This window comes from Kitasatospora sp. NPDC057198 (assembly GCF_042670125.1).
GTDB lineage: Bacteria > Actinomycetota > Actinomycetes > Streptomycetales > Streptomycetaceae > Kitasatospora.
This window is the reverse complement of record NZ_JBHUWH010000032.1, coordinates 1-23,125: the sequence shown is the minus strand read 5'-3', so window position 1 is coordinate 23,125 and position 23,125 is coordinate 1. Positions and strand designations below refer to the sequence as shown.

General features: G+C 72.9%; 20 protein-coding genes and 3 tRNA genes. 1 reads left to right on the top strand and 22 read right to left on the bottom strand.

What is annotated here, in order from left to right:
• Positions 1 to 277: 277 nt before the first annotated feature.
• From ACFUEL_RS06390 to ACFUEL_RS06325, 14 genes are all read right to left on the bottom strand, one after another.
• Positions 278 to 886 carry a helix-hairpin-helix domain-containing protein gene (locus ACFUEL_RS06390; protein ID WP_380234870.1) on the bottom strand — a complete coding sequence of 203 codons (609 nt, stop codon included), beginning with the start codon at positions 884 to 886 and terminating at the stop codon, positions 278 to 280.
• Between the two features lie 751 nt (positions 887 to 1,637).
• Positions 1,638 to 2,576, bottom strand: coding sequence for a DegV family protein (locus ACFUEL_RS06385; protein WP_380234869.1), 939 nt, complete (start codon positions 2,574 to 2,576; stop codon positions 1,638 to 1,640).
• A 118-nt stretch (positions 2,577 to 2,694) separates the two neighbouring features.
• Positions 2,695 to 3,468 carry a hypothetical protein gene (locus ACFUEL_RS06380; RefSeq protein ID WP_380234868.1) on the bottom strand — a complete coding sequence of 258 codons (774 nt, stop codon included), beginning with the start codon at positions 3,466 to 3,468 and terminating at the stop codon, positions 2,695 to 2,697.
• A gap of 345 nt (positions 3,469 to 3,813) precedes the next feature.
• Positions 3,814 to 6,687 carry a leucine--tRNA ligase gene (gene leuS / locus ACFUEL_RS06375; RefSeq protein ID WP_380234866.1) on the bottom strand — a complete coding sequence of 958 codons (2,874 nt, stop codon included), beginning with the start codon at positions 6,685 to 6,687 and terminating at the stop codon, positions 3,814 to 3,816.
• A gap of 345 nt (positions 6,688 to 7,032) precedes the next feature.
• Positions 7,033 to 8,325, bottom strand: a complete 1,293-nt coding sequence (locus tag ACFUEL_RS06370) for a hypothetical protein (RefSeq protein ID WP_380234865.1) — start codon at positions 8,323 to 8,325, stop codon at positions 7,033 to 7,035.
• A 92-nt stretch (positions 8,326 to 8,417) separates the two neighbouring features.
• Positions 8,418 to 8,490: transfer RNA gene (locus tag ACFUEL_RS06365), tRNA-Ala, on the bottom strand.
• 194 nt (positions 8,491 to 8,684) lie between these two features.
• A tRNA-Ala gene (locus ACFUEL_RS06360) sits at positions 8,685 to 8,757 on the bottom strand.
• Between the two features lie 38 nt (positions 8,758 to 8,795).
• Positions 8,796 to 8,868: transfer RNA gene (locus tag ACFUEL_RS06355), tRNA-Ala, on the bottom strand.
• Positions 8,869 to 8,988: 120 nt separating this feature from the next.
• The gene (locus tag ACFUEL_RS06350; protein ID WP_380234879.1) at positions 8,989 to 9,636 is read right to left on the bottom strand and encodes a histidine phosphatase family protein; all 648 of its coding nucleotides are present in this window, start codon (positions 9,634 to 9,636) and stop codon (positions 8,989 to 8,991) included.
• Complete coding sequence (gene rsfS / locus ACFUEL_RS06345) at positions 9,633 to 10,070, bottom strand: ribosome silencing factor (protein ID WP_380234863.1); 438 nt, start codon at positions 10,068 to 10,070, stop codon at positions 9,633 to 9,635. The genes ACFUEL_RS06350 and rsfS overlap by 4 nt, the downstream gene beginning before the upstream one ends.
• A gap of 106 nt (positions 10,071 to 10,176) precedes the next feature.
• Entirely contained in the window at positions 10,177 to 12,372 is a 2,196-nt protein-coding gene (locus ACFUEL_RS06340) for an LCP family protein (protein ID WP_380234862.1), read from the bottom strand.
• 19 nt (positions 12,373 to 12,391) lie between these two features.
• On the bottom strand, positions 12,392 to 13,090 hold the full coding sequence (gene nadD / locus ACFUEL_RS06335; RefSeq protein WP_380234861.1) for a nicotinate-nucleotide adenylyltransferase: 699 nt from the start codon (positions 13,088 to 13,090) through the stop codon (positions 12,392 to 12,394).
• Between the two features lie 156 nt (positions 13,091 to 13,246).
• Positions 13,247 to 13,396 carry a hypothetical protein gene (locus tag ACFUEL_RS06330; RefSeq protein WP_380234860.1) on the bottom strand — a complete coding sequence of 50 codons (150 nt, stop codon included), beginning with the start codon at positions 13,394 to 13,396 and terminating at the stop codon, positions 13,247 to 13,249.
• A 266-nt stretch (positions 13,397 to 13,662) separates the two neighbouring features.
• Entirely contained in the window at positions 13,663 to 13,890 is a 228-nt protein-coding gene (locus ACFUEL_RS06325; RefSeq protein ID WP_380234859.1) for a hypothetical protein, read from the bottom strand.
• 311 nt (positions 13,891 to 14,201) lie between these two features.
• Between ACFUEL_RS06325 and ACFUEL_RS06320 the strand changes: the two genes are divergently transcribed.
• Positions 14,202 to 15,302: a M48 family metallopeptidase gene (locus tag ACFUEL_RS06320; RefSeq protein ID WP_380234858.1), complete on the top strand. Its 1,101-nt coding sequence runs from the start codon at positions 14,202 to 14,204 to the stop codon at positions 15,300 to 15,302.
• Positions 15,303 to 15,341: 39 nt separating this feature from the next.
• Here the strand turns inward: ACFUEL_RS06320 and ACFUEL_RS06315 are convergent, their stop codons facing one another.
• From ACFUEL_RS06315 to rplU, 8 genes are all read right to left on the bottom strand, one after another.
• Positions 15,342 to 16,400, bottom strand: coding sequence for a hypothetical protein (locus ACFUEL_RS06315; protein WP_380234857.1), 1,059 nt, complete (start codon positions 16,398 to 16,400; stop codon positions 15,342 to 15,344).
• A 135-nt stretch (positions 16,401 to 16,535) separates the two neighbouring features.
• Complete coding sequence (locus ACFUEL_RS06310) at positions 16,536 to 17,177, bottom strand: hypothetical protein (protein ID WP_380234856.1); 642 nt, start codon at positions 17,175 to 17,177, stop codon at positions 16,536 to 16,538.
• A gap of 260 nt (positions 17,178 to 17,437) precedes the next feature.
• Positions 17,438 to 18,745, bottom strand: coding sequence for a glutamate-5-semialdehyde dehydrogenase (locus ACFUEL_RS06305; RefSeq protein WP_380234855.1), 1,308 nt, complete (start codon positions 18,743 to 18,745; stop codon positions 17,438 to 17,440).
• A gap of 187 nt (positions 18,746 to 18,932) precedes the next feature.
• Positions 18,933 to 19,433 carry a hypothetical protein gene (locus ACFUEL_RS06300; protein WP_380234854.1) on the bottom strand — a complete coding sequence of 167 codons (501 nt, stop codon included), beginning with the start codon at positions 19,431 to 19,433 and terminating at the stop codon, positions 18,933 to 18,935.
• An 80-nt stretch (positions 19,434 to 19,513) separates the two neighbouring features.
• The gene (gene proB / locus ACFUEL_RS06295) at positions 19,514 to 20,650 is read right to left on the bottom strand and encodes a glutamate 5-kinase (protein WP_380234853.1); all 1,137 of its coding nucleotides are present in this window, start codon (positions 20,648 to 20,650) and stop codon (positions 19,514 to 19,516) included.
• Positions 20,651 to 20,827: 177 nt separating this feature from the next.
• Complete coding sequence (gene obgE, locus ACFUEL_RS06290) at positions 20,828 to 22,288, bottom strand: GTPase ObgE (RefSeq protein ID WP_380234852.1); 1,461 nt, start codon at positions 22,286 to 22,288, stop codon at positions 20,828 to 20,830.
• A gap of 102 nt (positions 22,289 to 22,390) precedes the next feature.
• Positions 22,391 to 22,648 carry a 50S ribosomal protein L27 gene (gene rpmA, locus ACFUEL_RS06285; protein WP_030906548.1) on the bottom strand — a complete coding sequence of 86 codons (258 nt, stop codon included), beginning with the start codon at positions 22,646 to 22,648 and terminating at the stop codon, positions 22,391 to 22,393.
• A 36-nt stretch (positions 22,649 to 22,684) separates the two neighbouring features.
• Positions 22,685 to 23,002 carry a 50S ribosomal protein L21 gene (gene rplU / locus ACFUEL_RS06280; protein ID WP_099899174.1) on the bottom strand — a complete coding sequence of 106 codons (318 nt, stop codon included), beginning with the start codon at positions 23,000 to 23,002 and terminating at the stop codon, positions 22,685 to 22,687.
• Between the last annotated feature and the right edge of the window lie 123 nt (positions 23,003 to 23,125).

The following is a 23,125-nucleotide window of genomic DNA, read 5'->3' as shown; positions in this document are numbered from 1 at the left end:
CTCTCATCAGCACGGGCAGGGCCGGGAAACGAGCAGTGGGTGGGGTTGTCGTGGCGGCCTCACCACGTCGGGTGGGCCCGGACAGAGCGCGGGTGCGGGCGGCGGGGACGCCTCCTCCGCAGGGGCACGGTGCCGCCGGTACCGCAGGGCAGGGCGGTCCTCCGTGCGTCCGGGTGCGGGCGGCTGGACGGCCCGGTCGGAGAGACGGCAGTCCGGGAGGTCAGCCGTCCCGAGGGTCGGCTGGCCCGAAGCTCCAGCGGGCCACAAGGCCGGCAAGTCAGAGGGTCAGGAGCGGTTTGAGGTCCTCGTACTTCCGGGCTCCGATACCGGGGACGTGGCGGAGTTGGTCGATGGATTGGAAGGGGCCGTGGGTGAGGCGGTACTGGAGGATGCGTTGGGCCAGCGTGGGCCCCACGCCGGGGAGCGAGTCGAGTTGCTCCGCCCCCGCGTGGTTGAGGCTCACGGGGCCGGTGGGTCCGGTCGGGGCCGCGCCTCCGGGCAGGGGGCCGGTGTCCACGAGGATCTGCTCTCCGTCGGTGAGTGGGCGGGCGAGGTTGAGGAGGCTGGTGTCGGCACCGGGGAGCGGTCCGCCTGCGGCGGCCAGGGCATCGGCGACCCGTGAACCCGCGGGGAGGGTTCGCAGGCCGGGGTGTTGGACTTTCCCGGCGATGTCGATGACGAGGGACGGATCGGTCGGTTGTGGCGGCGGTGCTCCTTCCGTGGTCCGGTCGGGCCCGGTTTCGGCCAGGGCGATGGCAGGGACGGGAACGGGGTGCGGTCGGCCGAGCCAGAAGTGCTGGACGGCGTAGCCCGTGGCGAGGACGAGCAGGACGGTCAGGCCGAGCACGGCTCGGCGGTCGAGGGCGAACACGGTTGGGAGGCGCAACCGCAGGGGCAGTCTCGGCGGAACAACGTGGGGCACGGTGGCGGACTTCGGGGGCGGCGGAGGTTCGGGCGGGAGGTCCGGGTCCGACGGCACATCGGCCCGGTCGGAGCCGGGCGACGGGAAGCGGGGCAGCACGGGCTGCTGGGGCGGGTCGGTCTCGCCCCGGGCGGACGCCCCAGCGGGCGGGTCCCGCTCCGACGGCGAGTCGGCTCTCCCCCGGCCGGAGGCTGCCGTGCCGTCGGGCTCGGGATCGGAGGCACCGGCCCCACCGGCTGTGGGTGGCGGCGGACTCGTGGCACGGGCGGAGCGCACGGACGCGCCGTACCTAGCGAGAACGCTCGAAGACGACGGGGCTGACAACGATCTGCTGTCCGGCAGCGGCATCGGCTCCGCCGCTCCCTCCGGCCGAGACGGCCCGGCGGGCCCGGAGGTGCTGCGCCCGGTCTCCGACAGCCCGTCCGGCTCAGCCCCCGCTCCGTGCATCGGTTGCGCCACCGCGGGATTGGCAGCACCCCTGGCGGGCTCTTCGAAGAGCTCGAGGGCCTGGGGCGGGTCGGCCGGGAGGATCCGGCCGAGGCGGGATCGGACGGCCTCGCCGGCTTGGCGTCGACGGGCTTGGGGGGTGGTGATGGTCCTCATGGCGAGGACAGTAGATCGACGCGGACGGGGCGTCGGAGAATTCGTCCGACCCTGTGGACAACTCGGGGCTGTGGATAACTCCTGTCACTCGGACGAGTGAAAACAGCCGAATTCAGTGCGATGGAGTGATGATCGGAGAAACCACCACGGCCAGCAGGCCGGGGCCGACGTGCGCCCCGATGACCGCGCCGACCTCACTGACGTAGAGCTCCTTCAGGCCCGTGATCCGCTCCCGCAGCCGTTCCGCCAGCGGTTCGGCCCGGTGCGCGGCGGCCAGGTGGTGCACGGTGACGTCGACCGGCTGCCGTCCGGCGTACTCGACGGCAATCTCTTCGAGCCGGGCGATCGCCCGGGAGGCCGTGCGGACCTTCTCCAGCGGTTCGATCCGCCCCCCGGCCAGGTGCAGCAGCGGCTTCACCGCCAGCGCGGAGCCCACCAACGCCTGGGCGGTCCCGATCCGCCCCCCTCGCCGCAGGTGCTCGAGAGTGTCGACGTAGAAGAAGCCCGCGGTACCGGACGCCCGGTCCTCGGCTGCGGCGACCACCAGACCGAGGTCCGCCTCGGTGTCGCCGGCATCCGCCCCGCCCTCTCCCGCAGGAGCGGCAGCGTCGGGCTCCGAGCCGGCGTAGGCCGCGTCCAGCGCCGCGGCCACCTCGGCTGCGGCCAGGACGCTGCTCCCCAGCGCCATGCCGACGAGCCGGCTGTCGACCACCCGGACCGGGATCGGCACGGCCGAGGAGGCCAGCTGGGCCGCCTCCGCCGTACCGGAGAGCTCGGCCGACAGGTGGATCGAGACGATGCCGCGCGCACCGGCCTCCGCAGCCGCCCGGTAGGCGGCGGCGAAGGTCTCGGGGCTGGGGCGGGAGGTCGTCACCCGCTGCTTGGACCGCAGAGCCTCCGCGACGTCCTTCGGGGAGATCTCGACGCCTTCCGCGAAGACCTCGTCGCCCACCGCGACGCTGAGCGGTACCACCCGGATGCGGTGCCGGTCCACCGCCTCCTGGGGCAGATACGCGGTGGAATCCGTGACAAGTGCGAGGTGGCCGGGCATGAGCCGGAGGTTACCCGCCGCCGGGCCGGGATGACAGCGCTCGTTATTCAGTGGTTTGGCCCCGAACGCGCCGGGTAACTTCTCCAGGCACGGAGAGCGACCGTCTCGTGACGCGGGGTCAGGGGCGGTTGGGGCCCGCCGGGTTCGGCTTGCGGAGGCGGTCGGCGAGGCGGGAGAGCGGCTCGGCCGCCAGCCCGAGCAGATCCTCTGCGCTGGTCGAACGGCCGGCGCCGAGCCCCTTTCGGCGGTCGGCGGGCTCCTCGGTGGAAGTCGCGTCAGCGGAAGTCGCGGTGGGGGCAGCACCGGGGGCGTCCGTTCCGTCCGCGGCAGCGGGCTCGGACGAAGTCCAGTGGCGCAGGGCGCCGGCCTCGTCCTGACACTCCTTGCCGAGGCGGGCGAGTTCGTCGTCGGCGAAGCGGCGCATCCGGTCCTGGGCGGCCCAGCGCAGGGAGTCCGCGGAGTGGGTGATCCGCTCGGCGCGCTCACGCAGATCGGGGAGCCTGGCGGCGACCCGGCCGCTCGTCGGCTCGCGTTCCATCATGCGGAGTTCGGCATCGAGTTCCGCCGCGTGCGAGTCGAGTCGGGCCAGCAGTTGGAGGGCGTCGCCGAGTTGACCGTCCTGCGGCAGGCCGGCCTGCAACACCTGGCGGGTGGAGTCCAACGCGGTACGCAGGGACAGCCGGAGGGCGGCGATCCGGCCCTGCTCACCCGGCCTGGCGATGCTCTTCGCCTTCAGCGCCGCGTTCTCCATCGCCCGCTGGGCGTTGGCGCTGTGCCGGTCGACCTTGGCCGCCACCGCCTTCGCCGCCTTCACCGTCCCGACCACGGCCATCACCAGGAGCACCACCCCGAACAGCGCGACCAGAGCCACCACCACACCGAGCGCTTCCATCGGGAGCCCACCTTCCGCCCGTGACCGGCTCTGAACCGCCCGGTGCGGTCCGCTTGTCCGCCGGACTTCCACCGTAGCCCGGAGCAGGGGTCGGAAGCAGGTCGCAGGCACTCCTCGGAGCCGAGATCAGGGACAGCTCAGGGATGTCCCCCAAGCGATCACCCCGACGTCCCAGGGTGCACGCGCACGAAGAACGGAGCCACCTTGTCCGCCTCCATCCACCACCTCCCCCTCCTACGACTCCCCCTCCGACTCCTTCGCCACCTGCGAACGGCGAAGGGCCGGCCGCCCCGCGGAGGGGACGACCGACCCTGCCTGACCGGCGGCGTGCCGGCCGGGGTTCCGTCAACCGGTGACGATGTTCACCAGCTTCGGCGCGCGCGCGATGACCTTGCGCACCTGGGCTCCGCCGATGGCCGCGACCACCGCCGGGTCGGCCAGGGCCAGCGCCTCCAGCTCGGCGTCCGAGATGGACGGCGCGACCTCCAGGCGGGCCTTCACCTTCCCCTTGATCTGCACGACGCAGGTCACGGTCTCGTCGACCACGTACGCCGGATCGGCCACCGGGTAGTCCGCGAAGGCCAGCGACTGCTCGTGGCCCAGGCGGCGCCACAGCTCCTCGGCGATGTGCGGCGCCAGCGGGGCGATCAGCAGGACGATCTGCTCGGCCACCGACCGCGGCGTGGAGCCGCGCTTCACCAGGAAGTTGTTCAGCTCGATGGCCTTGGCCACGGCGGTGTTGAACCGCATGCCCGCCATGTCGCCGCGGATGCCGTCGATCGCCTTGTGCAGCGCGCGCAGCGTCGCCTCGTCCGGCTCCTCCTCGGTGACCACCAGCTCGCCGGTGACCTCCGAGACGATGTTGCGCCACAACCGCTGCAGGAAGCGGTAGGAACCGATCACGGCACGGGCGTCCCAGGGGCGGGAGACGTCCAGCGGGCCCATCGACATCTCGTACAGGCGCAGCGTGTCCGCGCCGTACTCGTCGGCGAACTCGTCCGGGGCGATCGCGTTCTTCAGCGACTTGCCCATCTTGCCCGCCTCGCGGCGGACCTTCTCGCCGTTCCAGAAGAACTCGTCGTCGACCTCCTCGACCTCGGCGGCGGGCACCGGGAAGCCCCGGTCGTCGCGGAAGACGTCGGCGGTGATCATGCCCTGGTTGAACAGCTTGTGGAACGGCTCGACCGAGGAGACGTGGCCCAGGTCGTGCAGCACCTTGTGCCAGAAGCGGGCGTACAGCAGGTGCAGCACCGCGTGCTCGGCGCCGCCGACGTACAGGTCGACGCCGCCGGCCGGCTTCTCGGCGGTCGGGCCCATCCAGTACGCCTCGTTGGCGGGGTCGACGACCGAGGTCGAGTTGACCGGGTCGATGTAGCGCAGCTCGTACCAGCACGAACCCGCCCAGTTGGGCATGGTGTTGGTCTCGCGGCGGTAGGTCTTCGGACCGTCGCCCAGGTCCAGTTCGACGTTGACCCAGTCCTCGTTGCGGGACAGCGGGGTCTTCGGCGAGGAGGTGGCGTCGTCGGCGTCGTAGGTGTGCGGCAGGTAGTCCTCGACCTCGGGGACCTCGACCGGCAGCATCGACTCGGGCAGGGCGTGCATCGCGCCGGTCTCGTCGTAGACGATCGGGAAGGGCTCGCCCCAGTACCGCTGGCGGCTGAACAGCCAGTCGCGCAGGCGGAAGTTGACGGTGCCCTCGCCGATGCCCTGCTCGGCCAGCCAGGCGGTGATCCGGGCCTTGGCGTCGACCACGGACAGGCCGTTCAGCGAGATGCCGTCACGCTCGGAGTTGACCAGCACCGAGTCGTAGGTGTCGAAGGCGTCGTCCCAGGTGTGCGGGTCCTCGCCGCGGCCGTCGGTGGGCCGGACGACGCAGCGCATCGGCAGGTTGAACGCCTGCGCGAAGGCGAAGTCGCGGCTGTCGTGCGCCGGGACGGCCATGATCGCGCCGGTGCCGTAGCCCATCAGCACGTAGTCGGCGATGAACACCGGGATCTGCTCGCCGCTGACCGGGTTGGTCGCGTAGGCGCCGGTGAACACGCCGGTCTTGACCTTGGCGTCGGCCTGGCGCTCCACGTCGGACTTGGCGGCGGCGACCGCCCGGTACGTGGCCACGGCGGCGGCCGGGTCGGCGGCGCCGCCGGTCCACTCCTCACGGGTGCCGGCCGGCCACTCGGCCGGGACGATGCCGTCGACCAGGGCGTGCTCGGGTGCCAGCACCATGTAGGTGGCGCCGAACAGGGTGTCGGGGCGGGTGGTGAAGACCGTGACGGTGTCACCGCCGACGGTGAAGTCGACCCGGGCGCCCTCGGACCGGCCGATCCAGTTGCGCTGCTGCAGCTTGATCGCCTCGGGCCAGTCCAGCAGGTCCAGGTCGCCGATCAGGCGGTCCGCGTAGGCGGTGATCCGCATCATCCACTGGCGCAGGTTGGACTTGAACACCGGGAAGTTGCCGCGCTCGGAGCGGCCGTCCGCGGTGACCTCCTCGTTGGCCAGCACGGTGCCCAGACCGGGGCACCAGTTGACCGGCACCTCCTTGGAGTACGCCAGCCGGTACTCGCCCAGCACCTCGTCGCGCTCGACGCCGGACAGCTCGGCCCAGGCACGACCACCCGGCACCTCGCGCTCACCGGACTCGAACTGGGCGACCAGTTCGGCGATCGGGCGGGCCTTGGCCGCGTCCTCGTCGTACCAGGAGTTGAAGATCTGCAGGAAGATCCACTGCGTCCAGCGGTAGTAGTCGGGGTCGATCGTGGAGATCGAGCGGCGCGAGTCGTGCCCCAGACCCAGCCGGCGCAGCTGCTTGCGCATGTTGGCGATGTTGTCCTCGGTGGACACCCGCGGGTGGATGCCGTACTGGACGGCGTACTGCTCGGCGGGCAGGCCGAAGGCGTCGTAGCCCAGGGTGTGCAGCACGTTGTGGCCGGTCATCCGCTGGTAGCGGGCGTACACGTCGGTGGCGATGTAGCCCAGCGGGTGGCCCACGTGCAGGCCGGAGCCCGACGGGTACGGGAACATGTCCATGATGAAGCTGTGCGGCTTCGTGGCGACGGACGTCCCGTCGGCCAGCGGGCCGGTCGGGTTGGGGGCGTTGAACGTCCCCTCCTTCTCCCACAGGTCCTGCCAGCGGGACTCGATCTCGGCGGCCAGCGCGGCGCCGTAGCGGAAAGGCTCGGTGGCGGCTTCGGCCGCGCCGGAAGCGGGGGTCGTCTCGCTCATGGTCCTTCAGGCTCCATCGTCATCAGTCAGCGAACAGGCCGTAGAAAGCAGAAAGCCCCTCCTCAGGAGGGGTCGCCACGCCGACTCCGGCCCTCAAGCCGGTCCTGGTCAGCGCGGCCGGCTAAGAAGCAGGCGCACAGTTCGCATGGGCTCAGGGTACCGCACCCCCTCAACCCGCTTTCGCGTCACCACGTCAACCCCCGGCCCGACCACTCGGCCCCTACCGGCCGCTCAGCCCGGCCCGACTGCTCAACCCCAACCGGCCACTCAACCCCGACCGGCCGCCGCCCAGCTCCAACTGGCCGGCCCGCCCCGGGCGGTCCGCTCGATCCGTCCGCCCCGGCGCTACGCCTCCGCGCGCATCGCGGTGTCGAAGTCCCGCAGGGCCCGGGCCACCCGCGCCGACTGCATGCCCGACGCGAGCAGTCGCGCCCGGTCGGCGGTGTGCTCGGCCTCGGCCCGCTCACCGGTGCGCCGGTAGGAATCGGCGAGACGCACCATCAACAGCGCCTTGGCCCTGGCCCGTTCCTCCGAGAGGGCGTCGATCGAGGTCAGCAGCAGGCTGCGCGCCTGCTCGTGCTCGCCGAGCAGCAGGTAGCCCTCGCCGACCATGCCCTCCAGGTCGGCCCGTTCCTGCGCGTGCCCCTCCACGCCCTCCAGTACCCGGAACGCCCGCTCGGCAACGGCCTCCGCACTGATCTGCTCCCCCTTGCGGCCGTGCGCCCGGGCGATCCGCCCCAGTTGCAGGGCCCGCTCGCGCGGTGTCAGCACGGCGTCGGCAGCGCGCAGCGCGGTGGAGAGCATCGCCACCGGGTCGAGCCCCCGCCCGCCGGAGTTGTACGTGGCCTGGACGGCGAGGCAGCCGACCACGCCGACACCGAGCCGCGGGTCGCCCGAGACGTGCGCGGCCCGCAGGGCGGCGACGAAGGCGCGCTGGGCGGCGGCGTCGTTGCCCATGTCGTAGTTGGCCCAGCCGACCAGCCGGGCCAGCCGGCTGGCCGCGCCGTACAGTTCGCGGCCGAGTGGCTCGTCGTAGCGGCCGAGCTCCAACAGCTTCCCCACCATGGCGAGTTCGGCCTTGGCCAGGTCGAGGATCAGGCCGCCGCCGTAGGCGCGCTCCAGGCGCTGCTTGGACTCGTAGGACAACCGCAGGTCGGCCAGCTGCTCAGGGGCGATCCGCAGCGCACCCTCCCCACCGGTGACCGGCGGGGGCGGGGAGGCCCAGTGCCGGGCGGCCTGCTCCAGCTCGTCGCCGCGGAACAGGTCGGTCAGGCGCACCGGTGCACCGTCGGCGCCCGCCTCGTGGAGCGCGGTCTGCGCGGTGTCGGCGGTCCACGGGTCGGTCAGCAGCCGGGGCGAGAGCATCTTCGCGCCCCGGTGGGAGCCCATCCGTCCCCAGAGCTGTTCGTAGGTGACGGCGATGCCGACGCTGCGGGCCAGCACCTCGCAGACGGTCTGGTCGTGCGGCGAACGCGGCACCATCCCCCGGTCACGCCACTTGTACGGTGCGGTGGCGCTGATCGCCATGCCGGTCGGGAGCACCGCGTTCACCTCGCGGGCCAGCCGCTCCGGGCTCCAGCCGAGCTGGTGGAGTATCCGGGCGAGCTCGTCGTTCCGTTTTCGCACCAGGTCGGCCATGCCACGACCGTAGCGGCCCCGCCCTCCGCTCGACAGGGAAGTCCGGTGAACGGCCGAAGGCCGCCCCTCCCGGGACGGCCTTCGGACTACTGTGGAGCTAAGGAGAATCGAACTCCTGACCTATTGCATGCCATGCAATCGCTCTACCAACTGAGCTATAGCCCCATGCTCTTGCTGCTGCCACCTGCGGTTTCCCTCGGCGACATCGCCAACTGTACACGGTCGGCGCCCCCGGCCCTAATCCGTTACGGAGCCTCCGAGCCGGCATCCGCACCTTCGTCCGCACCCACACCCACACCCGCCCGCGAAAACACCGAAGGCCGCCACCCTCTTCGGATGACGGCCTCGCGGAACTGCTGTGGAGCTAAGGAGAATCGAACTCCTGACCTATTGCATGCCATGCAATCGCTCTACCAACTGAGCTATAGCCCCGCGACACTGACGACCACTCACGGACCACCGGTGCGGAGTGGAGCTAAGGAGAATCGAACTCCTGACCTATTGCATGCCATGCAATCGCTCTACCAACTGAGCTATAGCCCCGCAGTTCCGCGACTCCCGCCCCCGGTTCCCCGTCTGCGTTCCTCGCTGCGAACGAGGAAGACTCTAGCTGGTCAGAGCCGGAACTGTGAAATCCGGGTCGGTCGGCCGCCGGGCACCGTCTCAGGTCTCGTCGCCGATGACCGGCTGCGGAAGTGTGCCCGCGTTGTGCTCCAGCAGCCGCCAGCCGCGCGAGTCCTGGCCGAGGACCGACCAGCAGCAGTTGGAGAGGCCGCCGAAGCGCTCCCACATCTGCGGCTCCAGGCCCAGCATCCGGCCGATCACCGTGCGGATGGTGCCGCCGTGGCTGACCACGACCAGGGTGCCGTTCTCCGGCAGCTTGCCCACCGCGTCCAGCACCACCGGGACGGCCCGGTCGGCCACCTCGGTGGCCAGCTCGCCGCCGCCGCGCCGCACCTGCTCGCCGTTCGCCCACGCCTCGTACTGCTCCGGGTAGCGGGCCCGGATCTCGGCGTTGGTGAGCCCCTGCCACTCCCCCGCGTAGGTCTCCCGCAGGCCCTCGTGCTGGTGCACTTCGAGGCCGGTGAGCGCGGCGAGCTCGGCGGCGGTGCGCCGGGCCCGCTGCAGGTCGGAGGAGATCAGCAGGTCGGGCCGGAGCCCGGCGAGCAGCCGGGCCGCCCGCTGGGCCTGGAAGACGCCCTGGTCGGTGAGCTCGATGTCCGTGGTGCCCTGGAACCTCGATTCGAGGTTCCAGGAGGTCTGGCCGTGCCGCCAGAGGACGATGCGCGGCCAGGCCCCGGCCCGGCTCAGAGGTCGCCCCCGGAGACGGCGTTGCCGGCCGCGTCGGTGACGGCGTTCTCCGGCCGGTTCCGGGTCGCCAGTGCGTCCTCGGGCAGCGGCAGCTCGGGGCAGTCCTTCCACAGGCGGTCGAGCGAGTAGAAGGAGCGCTCCTCGGAGTGCTGGACGTGCACCACGATGTCCAGGTAGTCGAGCAGGATCCAGCGGCCCTCGCGCTCGCCCTCGCGGCGCACCGGCTTGACGTCGAGCTTCTCGCGCAGCTGGTCCTCGATCTCCTCGGCGATCGACCGCACCTGGCGGTCGTTCGCGGCGGAGGCGATCAGGAAGGCGTCAGTGATCGACAGCACCTCGCTGACGTCGAAGGCGATGATGTCGTGCGCCAGCTTGTCGGCCGCCGCCTGCGCGGCGACGGTGATCAGTTCCTGGCTTCGGTCGGTGACGGTCACGATGCTCTTCCGGATCGGCTGCGGGGATACCCTCCCAGGATCTCACGAACGCGGCGGAGCCCCCGAGCGTTTTCCGCCCGGGGGCTCCGACCGCGCCCGCACCGCCCTACGGCGTCTTCTGCGCCGGCGGCTGGTAGTCCTTGCCGATCACCAGCACCAGGTCCGCGTTCTGCGTGTCGGTGACCTTCTTCACCACCGAGTCCGGCAGGCCCATGCTGGTGGCCAGGGTGAGGGCCGAGGGCTGCTGGGCGTCGTCGGTGTAGCGGATCTCGGAGGTCGCCTGCTCGGGCGCCTTGGCACTGGACGGCAACGGGTCCATGCCCGCGTTGATGACCGCGACCTGCGCGCCGTCCACCGAGTGATCGCTGCCGGAGGCGTTGACCAGGGTGACGCGGGTGGAGCCGCCGGTGCCCTTGACCTTGCCGAGGGCGCCGCCGAGGATCTCCTTCACCTGCTTGCCCGCGACGGCGTCGTCCAGGGTGCCGTCGGCCTTCGCGGTGAGCGTGCTGGTGGACAGGTGCCCCGCCTTCGCCTGCTTGGCCAGGTTGACCAGCACGCCGGCCAGCGCGTTCTCCGGGAGGGACGGGTCCGCGACCGAGTTCATCCGGTGCACGTCGTCGGTGGCGTCCGACATGGTGGTCGGCATCGTGTTGATCAGCGCGGCCATCACCTGCCCGAAGCGGGCGAGCTGGGCGTCCCGGTTCTCCCCGGGCGCCTGGAGGGTCGCGTAGGCGACGGCGGCGTGCCCGTTCAGCAGGACGTCCTTGCCCGCCTTGGCGAGCACCCGGCCGTCCGCCTTGTTGTCCTCGCGCACCTCGGCGTTGGTGTCCACCCTGATGCCACCGAGCTGGGAGACCAGCAGCAGCAGGTAGGGGGTGTCCAGCCGCCAGGTGCCGGCCACCTTGGCCCCGAGCACCGAGGACAGGCCGTCACGGGTGGCGGAGGCGCCGATCTCGTCCAGGGACTTGCCGACCGTGGTGGTCGCGGAGTCGCCGTTGCTGGGCAGCTGCAGGTTGTCCGGCAGCAGCAGTACGGTCGCCTTCTTCCCGCCCTCGTCGTCGACCAGCAGTGCGGTGGTGACCATGCCCTGCGGGTCGCGCAGGTGCACCACGTTGACGTACCGGCCGCCGATCGCCGTGTCCGCGTCGTCGCCACCGCCGAGCTTCCCGCTCCACCACAGGTAACCCATCCCGCCGACCGCCAGCACCGCCACCGCGACCAGCAGCGAGAGCAGCCGGTTGCGCAGCCGCCGCCGGCGCTCGGCCCGCACCTCGCTGCGCGACTCGGCGAACTTCAGCCAGTCGATCGCGTCCTCGGACTCCTCCGTCTGCTCGTCGACGAAGTCGAACTCGGCCGTGGTGTACGCGTCGCCGCCCTTGCCCTTCGCCCTGGCCGCCGTCGCCGCCCGCCCGCCGACCAGTTCGGACGGCTCCTCCGCGGGCCCGCTCGCCGCGCCGGCCGCCGGAGCCGCACCGGCGGAACGCGCCCGCGGCGGCACCACCGCACCCGTCGCCGCAGCGGTCGCGGCCGCACCACCCGCGGCACCCGCGGCACCCGCGGCAGCGGACGCCGCCACCGGGCTCACCGGGGGCACCGAACGCCCCGCCCGTCCGGGCGCCTGCCCGGGAACGTGTCCCACCGTCTGTCCGGCCCCGGGCGCCTGCTCCGGCTGCCGCTGCCCGTAGTGGGGTTCGTAGGACTGCTGCCCGTACCCGCCCGGCTGCCCTGCGCCCGGCTGCCCGTCGAACTGCCCCTCGTAGCCGCGCTGTTCGAACCCCTGCGGCTCGTACCCGCCCTGCCCGTACCGACCCTGCCCGTACCCGGACGCCCCGTACCCGCCCTGCTCGTACCCGCCCTGCTCGTACCCGGACGGTCCGTAGCCGGAAGACCCGTACCCGGAGGACTCGTAGCCCGGCTGCTCGTACCCGCCCTGCCGGTGGCCGCCCTGCCCGTAGTCCTGCGCCGGGTACCCGGGCGCGGCCTGCTGCCCGCCACCGTAGGGATCCTGCGGGTACGACTCGGACGGCTGCCGGTGCTGCTGGTGCTGCTGGTGCTGCTGCTGGAACTGGGGGGCGCCGTACTGGTCGTACTGGTCGTACTGCCCGTACCCGCCGGACTGCTGCTCGTAGCCCTGCTCGTAGCCCTGCTGGTAACCCTCGTGCCCCTGCTGCTGGTAGCCCTCCTGGCCCTGCTGCTGTGCGTAGTGGCCGGGCTGCTGCTGCGGGTGCTCCGGGCCGGGCGGGCGGGGGTGGGACTGGGGCTGCTGGCCGAACCAGTTCTGGTCGTCGGACGTTCCGGTCACGTCGTCCCTCCTGGGGGCATCAAGGCCGGGCCGACGCGTACAGCGCCCGCTTGTGGATGTATCGGACCACGCCGTCCGGCACCAGGTACCAGATGGGTTCGCCCTTGGCGACGCGCACCCGGCAGTCGGTGGAGGAGATGGCGAGTGCGGGCACCTCGACCAGCGAGACGCCGCCGACCGGCAGGCCGGTGTCGGAGAGAGTATGGCCCGGCCTGGTGCAGCCGATGAAGTGCGCGAGGTCGAAGAGTTCCTCGGAGGAGCGCCAGGAGATGATCTGCGCGAGGGCGTCGGCACCGGTGATGAAGAAGAGCTCGGCCTCGGGGTGGAGGCTGCGCAGCTCGCGCAGGGTGTCGACGGTGTAGGTGGGGCCGTCGCGGTCGATGTCGATCCGGCTGACCGAGAACTGGGGGTTCTCGGCGGTGGCGATCACCGTCATCAGGTAGCGGTCCTCGGCCGGCGAGACCTGCCGGTCGGACTTCTGCCAGGGCTGCCCGGTGGGGACGAAGACCACCTCGTCCAGCTGGAAGGCGCTCGCCACCTCGCTCGCGGCGACCAGGTGGCCGTGGTGGATGGGGTCGAAGGTGCCACCCATCACACCCAGTCGTCGCCGCCTGCGCGGAGCGCCGTCCGGTGTCGGGGTGGCGCCCGGTGCCGGGGTGCCCGGCGCGGAGGTGCCCGGCGCCACGTTCGTCCCGGAGGTCTCGACCTGCTCTCTCATGGCGCCACACCTTACGCGACCCGGATGTCCCGGGGGCTCCGGCGGTCAGCGGGCCCCGGGCGCACCGCGTCCCGCCGCCCCGGGGGCCGCGGACGCGCGGCGGGCGGGACGGCGGCGCGGCCGGTCAGCGGTGCGACTGGTCAGCGGCGCGGCCGGTCAGCGGTCGCGGTTGAAGCGGGTGGTGATGAACAGCAGGAGCAGCAGGATGAACAGCGCCGAGCCGCCCGTCAGCAGGGGGTTGAGGCTGTCGTGGTTACCACCCTCCTCGGCAAGGCGGACGACGGCGGGCAGGGCAGCAGTGCTCATGATCGGCGGGACCTTCTCGGCTCGGTGTGAGGACCAGGCGGTCACGGACCGTACGGCCCGCGCGCTCATCGTACGGGGGCCTGACACGCAACCGCGCGGCGGCCCACCGCGTCTGACCGCCCGTGAGCCGTCGCCCGCCCGCTCCTGCCCGTTCCCACCCGTTTCCGCCTGCTCCCACCCGACGGCCCGGCCCCGGAGCCGGGCGCGGAAGCGGCCGCATCCCGCCCCGGATCGGCTCGCCCCGGATCTGCTCGGCCCGAGGCGGCTCAGCCCAGGTCGTCGGCGGGGCGCCCGGCCGTCCCGGCCCCCTCGGCCTCGCGGGCGGCCACCCGGGCCGCGTCGCGCTTGGCGCCGTCGCGGCCCGCCCGGGCCAGCGCCCACACCATCAGGCCGACCCCGACGAAGGAGGCGACCAGGATGATCCGCAGGAACAGACCGGGTCCGTTCTCGCTGGAGATCGGTCCGGCGAGCTGGACCAGGGCGGCAGTGGACATCACGGGCTCCTTGTTCGGTACGGCAGAGCCAGGGTAGTCCCGTTTATCCCGGTCCCCGCCCCGGCACCCCGGCCACCCGCGGGAGCGCGGCCGGGCCCGTTCCGGCCCGTTCCGGACCGTTCCGAACCCCGCTCCAGGCCGTTCCGGGCCGTTCCAGGGTCGTTCCAGGACCGTCCCCGGTCTCCCGGGCCGCGATACGGACGGCGTAGCGTGACCGCGGGGACGAGTACGGACACACCGACGTTGAAGTGGAAAGCAGCGGGGGCCGGCCACAGGTGCCGGTGCCGGCGTCGATCCAGGAGAGGTACTCAATGACCGACATGACCAAGGGTTCCGCGCCGAGCCGCCGCCGCCAGCGCTTCCCGGAGATCTCCACCCGGGCCTGGGAGCACCCGGCGGACCGCTCCGGCCTGGTGGCGCTGCGCAAGCTCAGCGGCTTCGACGACATCCTGAAGAAGCTGGCTGGCCTGGTGTCGGAGCGCAGCGTGCGGCTGCTGTTCCTGGCCACCGCGGTGAAGACGTCGGAGCGTCAGTTCCCCGAGCTGTACGACATGGTGCGGGACGCCGCGTACGTGCTGGACCTCGAGAAGGTCCCGGACCTGTACGTCTCCCAGGACCCGAAGGTCAACGCGTACTGCATCGGCATGGACAACCCGGTGATCGTGGTCACCACCGGGCTGGTCGAGCTGATGGACGAGGAGGAGCTGCGCGCGGTGATCGGCCACGAGGTCGGTCACGCGATGTCCGGGCACGCGGTGTACCAGACGATGCTGCTGATCCTCACCAACCTGGCGGCCCGGATCGGCTGGATACCGCTGGGCAACCTGGCGATCACCGCGCTGATCACCGCGCTCAAGGAGTGGTTCCGCAAGGCGGAGCTGTCCAGCGACCGGGCCGGTCTGCTGGCGGGGCAGGACCTGCAGGCGTCGATGCGGTCGCTGATGAAGCTGGCCGGCGGCGCGCACATGGCCGAGATGAACGTGGACGCGTTCCTGGAGCAGGCCGCCGAGTACGACAAGGCGGGCGACCTGCGCGACAGCGTGCTGAAGCTGCTCCAGGTGCTGCCGCAGTCCCACCCGTTCGCGGTGGTGCGGGTGGCGCAGCTGAAGAGGTGGGCGGAGAGCGAGGAGTACCGCTCGATCATGGCCGGGGCGTACCCGCGCCGCGGTGACGACCCGGACACCACGGTCGGCTCGCAGTGGAGGGCCGCCGCCGAGTCGTACTCGCAGTCGGTGAAGGAGAGCAAGGACCCGCTGATGGGCCTGCTGCGCGACCTGGGCAACGGCGTCGGCACGGTCGGCGGCAAGCTCCGCGACACCTTCGCGGGCGCCGGCCGCGGCAACGGCGGCAACGGCGGCAGCAGCAACGGCAGCAGCGGCGGCGGCAAGGAGGGCGACGGCGCCCGGGACTGACCCCGACCCTCCGGACCGGCCCCGGCGGCCGGCCGGGGTTCAGCCGGTGATCGGCCCGAGCACCCCGCAGGAGTCCCAGGCCGGACGGCCGTGGTCGTTCGGGGCCACGGCGGGCGGGACGCTCGGGCGGACGCCCGCCGTGGTGGCCAGCACCGGCTGCAGGTAGTCGCTCTGCCCGGCCGAGCAGGAACTCGGCCCGGCCTGCACCGCGGCGTCGACCACCCGCAGCCGTCCGGTGTCGAGGTCGGTGCGGTCGACGTCGACGCGCACCGCCCGGCGCACCGCGTACAGGGTGACCGACGGGTCGCTGGTGGTGCCGGCCGGGCGCAGCGCGTACACCAGGGTGTGGTCGGTGGTGATCTCCAGGGTGTCGGCGTTGAGTTCGCCGACGTGCACGCTGCCGGTGGCCTTGACGGTGTCGGTGGCCAGGGCGATCTGCCCGGGGTCGAAGCGCACCATCCAGCCGGTGGCGGCGTGGTGCTGGTCGTCGCGCGGCGAGTTGGTGCTCTCGTCGTACTGGGCGAGCTCGCCGGCCGTGATCAGAGCGCGGACCTGCGCGGTCTGGTTGGCGGTCAGGGTGGCGGGGGTCAGCTCGGAGGCCACCAGGTACTGCTGGACGAAGTCCAGGGCCCGCTGCACCTGGGAGCCGGTGAAGTGGGCGGTGGCGGTGGCGGTCGGCAGCCCGAACCCGGCCGGTCCGTCGGCGTACCCGGCGGGCAGCCCGGCGAACGGGTTCGCGGGGTCGGCGACCGCGGTGACGGTCCCGGACGGGGCGAGCGGGGTGAGGCTGACGGTCAGCTGGGTGCCGCTGGGCGGGACGGTGTGGCCGCGCGGGGAGCTGATCCCGAAGTAGACGGCGGCGGCGAACGCCATCGCGACCACCAGCATCAGGACGACGGCCTGCCGGGGCACCGACAACCAGCCCCAGCCGCGCGGCCGGGTGGCCCGACCGAGGGCACCCTCCAGCCGCTCCTGCGCGGACAGCTCCTGGATCCGGGCAGCCCGGACGAACGATTCGTCGAAGACGACGGACCGGAACTCGTCATCGTTGGAACCACCCTCGGGCGTGCCCCCAGGAGGCTCGCGCGGGTCACCCATGACACCAGGGTAGACTCGCGGGCCGCCCGCGACGAGGGCGCGCGGGTAACGAGCGCGCCACGGCGGGTGACGTCCCCTCCCGCGGCGAAGGACCTGCCCGGCGGACCCGCCCGGCGGACCCGTCCGGCGGGAACGTCAGCCGACTGGCACGGCGGCCACCGCGGACGGCTGCACCGGCACCGCGGCCGGGCTCCCGCCGACGGACTCCCCGCTCCGGCCACCGCTCTGGCCACTGCCGCCGCTCTGGCTGCTACCGCTGCTCGGCCGGGCCGGCGACCCCGGCACGGCCCCGCCGACGCCCCGGTACACCGCGGCGACCGACAGCGCGACCAGGCCGACCCCCATCACCAGCGCCAGCACCCAGGCCACCGGCCGGTGCCAGCGCTGCTGGGCGACGGTGCCCCCGCGCAGCGGGTCGAAGGCGCGGAGCCGGGAGCGGCGGACGAGCCGCTCCTGCCGGTCGCGGCCGGACCACGGGTCGGGGTAGAAGCGGTCCTCGTCCAGTCCGCCGGGCAGCGGGCGCAGCTCCAGCGGCAGCGCCTCGCCACCACCGACGTGCTCCGGGTGCTCGGTGAACTCGTAGCTCCGGGCCGCCCCCGCCTGCTCCGGCTCCAACCGGGCCTCGGCGGCGGCGAGTTGCCGCTCCCGGGCGCTCGGCTCGTGCACGGCGGCGGAGCGGACGAAGCTCTCGTCGAAGACCACGGTGGCGAACTCGTCGTCCGCACCACCATGGTCGGCGCCGTCGGAGTACGGCGAGCCCCCCACATCCTCAGCCACGGATTCAATGTATTACCGGCCGGGGCGTTTGTCTGTGGGTCTCGCCGATCGGGTCCGGACGGACTACGGCATTCGGCCGCCCGAGCCGCCGAGCCCCCGCCGCCGAGCCGCGCCCGCCGAGCCCGAGCCGCGCCCGCCGCCCGAGCAGCACCTGCCGCGCCCGCCGCCCGAACGCCCACCGCCCGAACGCCCGGCCACCCGGACGCCCGGCCGCCCGGCCACCCGGACGCCCGGACGCCCGGACGCCCGGACGATCGCGGTCAGCCGCCGACGGTCTGCCGGGCCTCGCCGCGCACGTGCCCGTCGCCGGTGACGATGTACTTGGTGCTGGTCAGCTCCGGCAGGCCCATCGGGCCGCGGGCGTGCAGCTTCTGGGTGGAGATGCCGATCTCCGCGCCGAAGCCGAACTCGCCGCCGTCGGTGAACCGGGTCGAGGCGTTGACGGCCACCGTGGTGGAGTCGACGAGCTGGGTGAAGCGGCGGGCGGCGGGCTGCGAGCCGGTGACGATCGCCTCGGTGTGGCCGGAGGAGTAGCGGCGGATGTGCTCGACCGCGGCCTCCAGCGAGGGCACCACGGCGGCCGCCAGGTCCAGCGAGAGGTACTCGGTCTCCCAGTCCTCCTCGGTCGCCGGGACGGCCGTCACCTCGGTGCCCTCGGCGGCCTTGAGCACCGCGTCGTCGCCGTGCACGGTGACCCCGGCCTCGGCCAGCGCGGCCAGCGCGAGCGGCAGGAAGGCGTCCGCGACGTCCTGGTGCACCAGCAGCGTCTCGGCGGAGTTGCAGACGCTGACCCGCTGCGCCTTGGAGTTGAGCAGCACGCCGACGGCCATCGCCAGGTCGGCCTGCGCGTCCACGTACACGTGGCAGTTGCCGGTGCCGGTCTCGATCACCGGGACGGTCGAGCCCTCGACCACGGTGCGGATCAGCGAGGCGCCGCCGCGCGGGATCAGCACGTCGACCAGGCCGCGGGCGCGCATCAGCTCCTGCACCGACTCGCGGCTCTCGCCCGGCACCAGCTGGATCACGTCGGCCGGCAGGCCCGCGCCGGCCACCGCCGCGCGCAGCACCTCGACCAGCGCGGTGTTGGAGCGGTACGCGGAGCCGGAGCCGCGCAGCAGCACCGCGTTGCCGGACTTCAGGCAGAGCGCGGCGGCGTCCACCGTGACGTTCGGCCGGGCCTCGTAGATGATGCCGACCACGCCCAGCGGGACGCGGACCTGGCGCACGTCCAGGCCGTTGGGCAGGGTGTAGCCCCGGACCACCTCGCCCACCGGGTCGGGCAGGCCGACCACGCTGCGGACGTCGGAGGCGATCGCGGCGATCCGCTCCGCGGTGAGCGTCAGCCGGTCGATCACCGACTCGGCGGTGCCGGCCGCGCGGGCCCGCTCGACGTCCTGCGCGTTGGCGGCGGTGATCTCGGCGGCCCGTTCGACCAGCGCGTCCGCGATCGCCAGCAGCGCGGCGTCCTTCACCGAGCGCGGCACTGGCGCCAGGGCGGCGGCCGCCTCCCGGGCACGGCGCGCGGCGGCGAGGACGGGGCTGTCGGCGGTGGCGGTGAGATCGCTCATGCCGCAAAGCCTAGCGAGCCGGGGCCCCCGTCCCGCCGCACATTTCGCCCGCTGAGACGTCCCCGGGCGCGACCGGGCACACCCGGACACGCCCGAACGCGACCCGACCCGGCACGACACCCGGCCCGACACCCGGCCCAGCGCAACACCCGACCCGGCACGACACCCGCCCCGGCCCAGCCGCCGCTCAGTACGGGTGCACCCCGCCCAGCTGCGGCGGCGGGTCCCCGAAGCCCTCCGCGACCCGCTTGTGGTACGTCGGGCGGTCCACCACCTCCAGGCCGACGATCTCCCAGGCCGGCAGCTTCGCGCTGGCCTTGTGCTCGCCCCACAGCCGCAGCGCGATCGCCGCCGCGTCGTGCAGGTCCCGCGCCTCCTCCCAGTAGCGGACCTCGGCGTGGTCCGCGGCGTACCGGGCCGTCAGGAAGAACGAGTGGTCGTGCGCCAGTTTCTCCAGGGCCGTCCGCAGTTCCGGCAGCGGTGTCGCCGCGCCCGCCACGCTCAGCACCACGTGCCACATCCGGGCCTGCTCCCGCACGGGGCCCCGGACCTCCTGCCCGGTGTCCGGCGCGGCGCCCGGGTCGGCCTCCCGCGGAGCCCGCTGCTCGACGCCCCGGCCGCCCTCGATGCTGGTGAGCCGCCGCTCGGACCTCTGGCCCGGCAGTGCTTCCTCCCGCCTGCGAACCACCGGCGGCCTCCTGTTCAGCGTGTCGCGCGGGCCCCCCGGCCCGCTGCTCCCACCCCCCGTACCGGCCCCGCCGCCCGCGCTCAGCCGCGCAGCACGACCAGGTCGTCGCGGTGGACGACCTCGCGTTCGTACGCGGCACCGAGCTCCTGGGCCAGTTCTCGGGTGGACCGGCCGAGCAGACGGGGCAACTCCCTCGCATCAAAGTTGACCAGTCCGCGGGCGACGATGTGACCGTTTTCGCCAAGAAGGTCGACCGGATCGCCCGCGGCGAACTCGCCCTCGACCCGGGTCACCCCGGCGGGCAGCAGTGACTTCCCGCCGTGCACGACGGCCGCCACCGCGCCGTCGTCCAGGGTCAGCGCGCCGCGCGGCGAGGAGGCGTGCTCCAGCCAGAGCAGCCGGTCGGCGGAGCGGCTGCCGGTGCGCCGGAACAGCGTGCCGGTGGGGCGGCCGGCCAGCGCGTCGGCGGCCTGGCTGGCGGCGGTGAGCACCACCGGGATGCCCGCGCCGGTGGCGATCCGGGCCGCCTCGACCTTGGTGACCATGCCGCCGGTGCCGACGCCCGCCCTGCCGGCGCTGCCGATCTCCACGCCCGCCAGGTCCTCGGGGCCGCGCACCACCGCGATCCGGCTGCTGCCGGGCTTGGCCGGGTCGCCGTCGTACAGGCCGTCCACGTCGGAGAGCAGCACCAGCAGGTCGGCCCGGACCAGGTGGGCGACCAGGGCGGCCAGCCGGTCGTTGTCGCCGAACCTGATCTCGGCGGTGGCGACGGTGTCGTTCTCGTTGACGATCGGCATCGCGCCCATCGTCAGCAGCTGGTCCAGCGTCCGGTAGGCGTTGCGGTAGTGGGCGCGGCGGCTGGCGTCCTCGGCGGTCAGCAGCACCTGGCCGACCCGCACCCCGTAGCGGGCGAACGAGGCGGTGTACCGGGCCACCAGCAGGCCCTGGCCGACGCTGGCGGCGGCCTGCTGCCGGGCCAGGTCCTTGGGGCGCTCGGCGAGTCCGAGCGGGGCCAGGCCGGCCGCGATGGCGCCGGAGGAGACCAGCACGACCTCCGGCGCGTCCTTGCCGGAGCGCAGCTTGGCCAGCGCGTCCACCAGGGCGTCCACCCGGTCGGCGTCCAGCCCGCCGGCGGCGGTGGTCAGCGAGGACGAGCCGACCTTCACCACGATCCGGCGCGCCGAGACGACCTCCTCGCGGAGCAACTGATCCACCATCAGCCCGACCCTTCCGACGCAGCCTGTGTACGTCCGCAATCTAGCGAGCGCGCTCACGGGTCACGAAATCGCGACGAGGCGTGAGACGTGGCGGGCGCGGAGAGCGCGAACGGGGGCGCGGACGCATCGTCCGCGCCCCCGTCGGCGCCCTGCCCGCGCCGTTCACCGGCGCGCGGACTACTGGTCGAGCTGCTCGCGGCCGGAGGAGAGCGCCTCGAAGTCCAGGTACTCCTGCTCCGCGGCGTCGCGGCCGCGCTGGCGCTCGCGGCGGCGGTCGACGGCCGGGCGCTGGGTCTCCATCCGGTGGTCCTCGCCGCGGCGGCCGAGCATCTCCGCGCCGGCGGCCATGGTGGGCTCCCAGTCGAAGACGACGGCGTTCTCGTCGGGGCCGATGATGACCGTGTCGCCCTCCTTGGCGCCGATCTTCCACAGCTCCTGCTCGACGCCGAGCCGGGCCAGCCGGTCGGCGAGGTAGCCGACGGCCTCGTCGTTGGCGAAGTCGGTCTGCCGGACCCAGCGTTCGGGCTTGCCGCCGCGGATCCGGTAGGCGCCGTCCTCCTCCTCGATGGTGAAGCCGGCGTCGTCCACGGCGGTGGGCCGGATGACGATGCGGGTGTTCTCCTCGACGGGCTTGGCGGCGCGCGCGGTGGCGACGATCTCGGCCAGCGCGAAGGAGAGTTCGCGCAGGCCCTTGTGGGCGAGCGCGGAGACCTCGAAGACCCGGTAGCCGCGCTCCTCCAGCGAGGCGCGGGTCAGGTCGGCGATGTCCTGGCCGTCCGGGACGTCGATCTTGTTGAGCGCGACCAGCCGCGGCCGGTCCTCCAGGCCGCCGTACTGGGCGAGTTCGTCCTCGATGGTCTCCAGGTCGGTGAGCGGGTCGCGGCCCGGCTCCAGGGTGGCGCAGTCCAGCACGTGCACCAGCACCTCGCAGCGCTCGACGTGCCGCAGGAACTCCAGGCCGAGGCCGCGGCCCTGGCTGGCGCCGGGGATCAGGCCGGGCACGTCGGCGATCGTGTAGACGGTCTCGCCGGCGGTGACCACGCCGAGGTTGGGGACGAGCGTGGTGAACGGGTAGTCGGCGATCTTCGGCTTGGCGGCGGAGAGCACCGAGATCAGCGAGGACTTGCCGGCGCTCGGGTAGCCGACCAGCGCGACGTCGGCGACGGACTTCAGCTCCATCACGATGTCGCGGGCCTCGCCGGGCTCGCCGAGCAGCGCGAAGCCGGGGGCCTTGCGGCGGGCCGAGGCCAGCGCCGCGTTGCCCAGGCCGCCGCGGCCGCCCTGGGCGGCGACGAAGCTGGTGCCGGGGCCGACCAGGTCGGCCAGCACGTTGCCCTGGCGGTCCATCACCACGGTGCCGTCCGGCACCGGCAGCACGATGTCCGGGCCGAGCGCGCCGGTGCGGTGGCCGCCCGCGCCGGGCTTGCCGTTGGCGGCCTTCCGCTTGGGCGAGTGGTGGTACTCCAGCAGCGTGGTGACCTGCGGGTCGACGACCAGGACCACCGAGCCGCCCTCGCCGCCGTTGCCCCCGTCGGGGCCGCCCAGCGGCTTGAACTTCTCCCGGTGCACGGAGGCGCAGCCATGGCCTCCGTTACCCGCGGCGACGTGCAGTTCGACGCGGTCCACGAAGGTGGTCATGAGGGGTGCCTCCCGTGCGAAGAAATGAGGTTGTCCTGCGGTAAAGCGGAAGGGTGGGCCCGGATCATCCCGGCCCACCCTTCACAGCGAGTCTGTTCGGACTCAGGCCTCGACGGCCACGATGTTGACGACCTTGCGGCCGCGACGGTTGCCGAACTCCACGGCACCGGCGGTCAGCGCGAACAGGGTGTCGTCGCCACCGCGGCCGACGTTGGCGCCCGGGTGGAAGTGGGTGCCGCGCTGGCGGACGATGATCTCGCCGGCGGAGACGACCTGGCCGCCGAAGCGCTTCACGCCGAGGCGCTGAGCGTTCGAGTCACGACCGTTGCGAGTGGAACTCGCACCCTTCTTGTGTGCCATCTGGCTATCCCCTTTCTAGGAAGACCGCAGGAAGTGTTACTTGCTGACCGAGTCGATGCTGGTGATGCGCACCGCGGTGTGCTTCTGGCGGTGGCCCTGACGACGGCGGTAGCCGGTCTTGTTCTTGTAGCGCAGGATGACGATCTTGTCGCCCTTGGTCTGGTCGACGACCTCGGCGTGGGCCTTCACGCCGCCGAGCACCCACGGGTCGGAGGTGACGGACTCACCGTCGACGACGAGGATGGTCGAGAGCTCGACCGAGTCACCCGGCTTGGCGTCGATACGGTCGATCTCCAGCACGTCGCCAACGGCGACCTTGTGCTGGCGGCCGCCGGCGCGAACGATCGCGTACATGCGGTACCTGCTTTCCTAACTCGGTCGGAACTCCGGATGCCAGCCACCTGGGTATGGACACAAGCGGCCTCCCCCGTCGGACGCCGGAAGCGGCGTCCACCCGGGAGGTGAGGTGCTCTGGAG